Below are 5,984 nucleotides of genomic sequence, written 5' to 3'. Positions count from 1 at the left end.
CCTCCTGCAGACGCGCCAGCACTCCGGCGATGTAGCGGGGCAGCTTCTCGTCATCGTCGACCCGGATGCCCTCGACGCCAAGCTCGCTGATCAACCCGGCGGCCGCCGGCGACGGGGCCTTCGGGCGCACCGCATCGAGCCACTCTGCCCCGCCCATTCCGGCGGCAGTGCCGCCGGCCGCTTCGACCGCCGTGCACACCGCTGCATAGCCGGGATGCGTAAAGCTTTCCACGGTCAGCGAATCGAACACCGGACCCGCCAACGCCGGGTATTGCAACGCTGACTTGAGCGCCTCACGCTGCGGCCACAGCGTGGGGTCGCGCGGGTCGGGACGAAGGGCAGCGAAGTCGGACCCAACGGCGTCGGACTGGGCTGCCACCGCGCGACGAGGCTTGGCGCGGCTGGTTGGGTGCTTCGCCTCTTCGCGCACCCGGCCGACGACCTGCGCCACATCCGACCAGCCGACCCAGCCCGCCAGTTGCCGCGCGTACTCGTCGCGCAGCGTGGGGTCTTTGATCTGAGCGACCATCGGTACGCAACGACGCAGCGCGGCCACCCTGCCCTCAGCGCTGTCCAAATCCACCTCGGACAGTGCGGCGCGAATCGTGAACTCGAACAACGGAGTTCGCCGGGCCACCAGATCCCGCAGCGCGCCGTCGCCGGACGCCAGCCGCAGATCGCAGGGGTCCATACCGTCGGCGGCGACCGCGACGAAGGACTGGCCCGCCAGATGCTGCTCGCCGCCGAACGCCTTGAGCGCCGCCGCCCGGCCCGCTTCGTCGCCGTCGAACACATAGATCAGTTCACCGCGAAAGAAGTTGTCGTCCATCATCAATCGACGCAGCATCGCCAGGTGTTCGTCGCCGAAAGCGGTGCCGCAAGACGCGACCGCCGTCGTCACCCCGGCCAAGTGCATCGCCATCACGTCGGTGTAGCCCTCGACGACGACGGCCTGATGCCCCTTGGCGATATCGCGCTTGGCCAAGTCGATACCGAATAACACGGCAGACTTCTTGTACAGCAACGTCTCCGGTGTGTTCACGTATTTGGCTTCCATCGGGTCGTCGTCGAAGATCCGGCGCGCCCCGAAGCCGATCACCTCGCCGGCAGAGCTGCGGATCGGCCACAACAACCTGCGGTGAAAACGGTCCATCGGGCCGCGGCGGCCTTCCCGCGATAAACCGGCGGCCTCAAGCTCCTTGAACTCAAAGCCTTTGCGCACCAGATGTTTTGTCAATGAATCCCAGCCCGACGGCGCGAACCCGCAGCCGAAATGCCGGGCGACATCAGCGTCGAAATTCCGCTCGGTCAGGTATTGGCGCGCCGGCTGGGCCTCCGCGGATTCCAGCGCCGCCGCGTAGAACGCCATCGCCTCAGCATTGGCGGCGAGTAGCCGGCTGCGACTGCCGCGGTCACGCTGCACACTGGTGGACGCTCCGGTGTAGGTGATCGTGTAGCCGATCCGGTCGGCCAGTACTTCGACGGCCTCGACAAAGCTGACGTGTTCGATCTTCTGGACGAACGCGTACACGTCGCCGCCCTCGCCGCAGCCGAAGCAATGGAAGTGACCGTGGTTGGGCCGGACGTGGAACGACGGCGACTTCTCGTCGTGAAAGGGGCACAGGCCCTTCATCGAGTCCGCGCCGGCACGACGCAGCTGGACGTAGTCGCCGACGACCTCGTCAATACGGACTCGTTCGCGGATGGCCGCGATATCGCGATCAGAGATCCGCCCGGCCATCGGCTCAGTGTAGAGCGATCGCCAGAACGCGAGGCCGCGAAGATTGACTGTCTGTGCTTAACCGGTACCGATCACGCCGCAGGCGAAGCGCTTCTCGGCGTCGGGAGTGTTTTCCGCGCCGTGCATCATCAGTGCTGTCTTGCTGCCCGCCAGCAAGTCGTCCCTGGTGAACGCGTCGGTGGTGGTCACCAGGTATCCGGCGCCGTCCTTGCGGACCTCCAGCGTCGACAGGTCACCGCTGGGCGGTTCCCCGGTGTGCCCCGGCGCCTGGTAGTGCATGCCGGCCGACATGAAATCGCCGGGCGGACCGCCCATCGGGTCAACCGAGTTGGGCTCGCACTTGCCGATCGCGTGGATGTGCAAGCCATGGAACCCCGGCGCCAGGATGCCGTTCGTGGTCGTCTTCACCGTGACAGTGGCGTAGCCGTTGGCAAATTCGAAGGTGGCCGTGGCCACCGAACGACCATCAGCGGTGTGCAGTTCGGCGCTCAGTGTTTGGGCAGAAGGGGCAGCGCTCGTCGAGGACGCTGTGGGCGTCCCGGTGGCCGACGTGGTGCTGGACTGTTGATTGGAGCCGCAGCCGCTGAGTGCGACGGCAGCCGACAACGTGGCGACAACAACATTGGTGTGCTTGACCATAAGCTCCGAGCCTAATGCGGCTCAGCGTTGCGTGGTCTCGATGCGTTCCAGACGTCCCTCGGTGAAAGAAGCGATCTGGTCGACGATGACGCGCAGCCTCTCACCGTCGTCGGCCGCGGTATTGAAGGCTGGCACAAACACCGGGTCGAGGGTGCCGGGCGCGCCGGCCAGCAGCCAATCCGCCACCTGGTGGATGAGCTCACGTTGGCTGCGCTGACGGTCCTGATGACGCGGATCGGACATGATGAATTGCAGCGCCAGGGTCTTGAGCACCGCAACTTCGGCGCGCACCACATCCGGGACCAGCAAGTCGGTTCGGTAGCGGACCAGCTGCCCGGAACCCGCGGCGGCCCGGGTAGCCGCGATCGCCGCCGACGCGAACCGGCCCACCAGCTCGCTGGTCAACTGCTTGAGCGCAACCGAGGCCGCCAGCGTGCCGTCGTACTTGCCGACCGCGGCGACCACCGGCAGCCCGGACAGCCGATGCGCGGCGGCGGCCAGGTCGTCCGCCCGAACCCGGGCGAAGTCGCGCTCCCCCACCTTGGCCAGCGCGGCCGCTTCGTCCTCGTCGGCGAGTACCCGTAAGTCGATCCGCCCGGCTACAACGCCGTCTTCGACGTCATGCACCGAATAGGCGACATCGTCGGCCCAATCCATCACTTGGGCTTCCAGACAGGCCCGATCTGCGGGCGCCTGTTCGCGTACCCAAGCCGCGGCGTCGCGGTCGAAATCGTAAAAGCCGAACTTGCGTCGATCCTGACCACGCGTCCAGGGATATTTGGTGACGGCATCCAGACCTGCCCGGGTCAGGTTCAGTCCAACGCTATGTCCTTGCTGATCAAGAACTTTGGGCTCCAGACTGGTCAGGATCCGGAAGTTCTGCGCATTACCCTCGAACCCGCCGTGCGCCGCCGCGACCTCATCGAGCGCCTGCTCGCCGTTGTGCCCGTACGGCGGGTGTCCGATGTCGTGGGCCAGACCGGCCATGTCGACAAGGTCGGGATCGCAGCCCAGCCCGATCGCCATGCCTCGCCCGATCTGGGCGACCTCCAGCGAATGAGTTAGTCGCGTACGTGGAGTGTCGCTGTCCCGCGGCCCGACGACCTGTGTCTTGTCAGCAAGGCGGCGCAGCGCGGCGCTGTGCAGCACCCGGGCGCGGTCACGGGCGAAGTCGGTGCGGTGCTGGCCCTCAGTGCCCGGCAAGCCCGCGGTCTTCGGCGCTTCGGGAACCACCCGCTCGCGGTCGAAATCGTCATAGGGGTCTTGCTGACTCATCAGCGCACAGTCTGCCAGCACCGTCCGGCCATGCCGCCGCGCGGCTCAGACCCATTGCCCTGCTCCTCCTCGGGCCCTGGGGCCCGCATCGTCGCGGGGCTAGATTGTCGAGCATGCGCATTGTCCGCCCGCTCGCCATCGTCCTGGCGATGCTGATCACCGCCTTAATGGTGGCGCCGTCCGCCGCGGCGCAACCGCCCTTCCGGCTCGCCACTTACATCACCGACGACGTCGGGGCGCTGAACGGATCGGGCCGCGCCGCTGTCCAATCAGCGACCGGCAAGCTCTACTCCGACCGCCGTATTCAACTGTGGGTGGTTTTCGTCGACACTTTCTCTGGGCAATCGGCGGTGAGCTGGGCGCAGAGCACGCGTGCCGCCAGCGATTTGGGCGACTTCGACGCGCTGCTGACCGTCGCGACCGTCGACCGTTCCTACGCGTTTCTGGTACCCAACCGGGTGCAGAGCATCAGTTCCCGTCAGGTCGATGATTTGCGGCGCAACCAGATCGAACCCGCGCTACGCCGCGGCGACTGGAGCGGTGCTGCGGTCGCAGCGGCCAACGGGCTCGACCGAAAGCAGGAGTCGTCGGCGGCCCCGTTACTGATTGGGCTCGGTGTGATCGTGGCCGCGGCGCTGATTCTGTACGTGGTCATGCGGTACCGGCGCCGACGGCGCCGTGCGGCCGAACTTGCCGCTGCGCGTCGTGTCGACGCCACCGACCCCGAAGCACTGGCGGCGCTGTCGCTGGGTGCGCTCGACGACCTGTCGCGGTGGAAAGTCGTCGACGTCGACAACGCGGTTCGCACCAGCGCCAACGAGTTGGCGTTGACGATCGAGGAGTTCGGCGAAAACCGAACCGCACCGTTCAGCGCAGCGGTGAACAACGCTAAAGCCGCTCTAGCACAAGCGTTTACCGTTCGCCAACGGCTTGACGACGCAATGCCCGAGACACCCGCGCAGCGACGTGAACTGTTGACCCAGGTGATCGTCTCGGCGGCGCGGGCCGATCGCGAGCTGGAGTCGCAGCGTGAGGCCTTCGAAAAAATGCGCGACCTGGTGGTCAACGCACCATCCCGGCTCGATGGCCTGACTCAGCAGATGGTCGAGCTGACCGCGCGCATCGCTCCGGCTGAACAGCGAATGACAGAGCTGCACAACGAGTTCGACCCTGCGGCGCTGACTTCGGTGGCCGCCAACGTCGCGACCGCCAAGGACCGCCTGGCGTTCGCCGACCAAAACCTCAGCCGCGCCCGTGATCTGGCGGCGAAGCCGGTCAGCGGCGAGCAAAGCGGTCTGGTCGACGCTGTGCAAGCGGCTGAGTCGACGCTGGGACAAGCCCGAGCGTTGCTCGATGCAGTGGACAACGCGGCCAACGATATTCGTCACGCGGTCGCCACGCTGCCATCGCTGATCGCCGATATCCAGTCGGGTATAGAGCACGCCGACACGCAGCTGCAGAGCGCCCAACAAACCAAAGCGGCGCACACTCGCGAATTGGCCAGCATCCGGGCTGCGGCGAAGAATGCCCTCGACGCCGCCCGCGCCAGCGGCGCGGCTGATCCGCTGAGCGCGTTCACCCAGCTGACCAAGACTGACGCCGACTTGGACCGGCTCCTCGCCACGGTCGCCGAAGAGCAAGCGGCCGCCGAGCGACTCAACCGTGCTTTCGAGCAGGCCCTATTCACAGCGCAGTCGCGAATCCACGCCGTCTCCGATTTCATCGACACCCGGCGCGGCAGCATCGGACCCGAGGCGCGGACCCGTCTCGCCGAGGCAAGCCGGCAACTGCAAGCCGCCCAAGATAAGCGCGAGACCGAGATCAGCGAAGCGATCACCCTTGCCAACACCGCGACGGCGCTGGCCGCTGAGGCTCAGTCCCTGGCCAACGAGGATGTCCGATCCGCCCAGGTCGCCTACACCGGGCGCTACGGCAGCGGCGATCATATGGGCGCGATGATGGGCGGGCTCATCATCGGCGACATGCTCGGCGGCGGTTTCGGCGGCGGTTGGGGTGGTGGCTGGGGCCCAACGTCGTTCGGTGGCTCATCGGGCTCGTCCGACGGCGGGTTCATGGGCGGCGGGGGCCGGTTCTGAGTTGCGATTGCGCCAGATAGCGAGAGGCGCGGCAGCCCACCACGCCCTAGTGTGCTGCCGCGCCGAAGCTCTCATGATATTCGTCATACGAGTAATAGCGGACCCAGTTGGCCAAAATTTTCAGCAGTTTCTCGAGCTGCTAGCAGGCCCGCAGGCGCAATCCCCGATAATCGACCACGGCATCGATGGTGGCGGGCTCGACGAAGAACTCCATCTCCATCTGCTCGAACTCA

At 66.4% G+C, this 5,984-nt stretch carries 4 protein-coding genes; 1 reads left to right on the top strand and 3 read right to left on the bottom strand.

Annotated features, from left to right (window positions below):
- The 3 genes from dnaG to WBF82_RS20220 form a co-directional block, all read right to left on the bottom strand.
- Positions 1 to 1,741: DNA primase (gene dnaG / locus WBF82_RS20230; RefSeq protein ID WP_424384716.1), on the bottom strand; the 1,741-nt coding region annotated here is incomplete at its 3' end.
- A 57-nt stretch (positions 1,742 to 1,798) separates the two neighbouring features.
- Positions 1,799 to 2,380, bottom strand: coding sequence for a superoxide dismutase family protein (locus WBF82_RS20225; protein ID WP_424384715.1), 582 nt, complete (start codon positions 2,378 to 2,380; stop codon positions 1,799 to 1,801).
- Positions 2,381 to 2,401: 21 nt separating this feature from the next.
- Entirely contained in the window at positions 2,402 to 3,655 is a 1,254-nt protein-coding gene (locus WBF82_RS20220) for a deoxyguanosinetriphosphate triphosphohydrolase (protein ID WP_424384714.1), read from the bottom strand.
- Positions 3,656 to 3,768: 113 nt separating this feature from the next.
- Here WBF82_RS20220 and WBF82_RS20215 point away from each other — a divergent pair, with 113 nt between their 5' ends.
- The gene (locus WBF82_RS20215; protein WP_424384713.1) at positions 3,769 to 5,751 is read left to right on the top strand and encodes a TPM domain-containing protein; all 1,983 of its coding nucleotides are present in this window, start codon (positions 3,769 to 3,771) and stop codon (positions 5,749 to 5,751) included.
- The last annotated feature ends 233 nt before the right edge of the window (positions 5,752 to 5,984 follow it).

This window comes from Mycobacterium sp. (genome assembly GCF_049673265.1).
Taxonomy (GTDB): domain Bacteria; phylum Actinomycetota; class Actinomycetes; order Mycobacteriales; family Mycobacteriaceae; genus Mycobacterium.
Note: the sequence above shows the minus strand (reverse complement) of the source record. Positions and strands in the feature narration are given on the sequence as shown.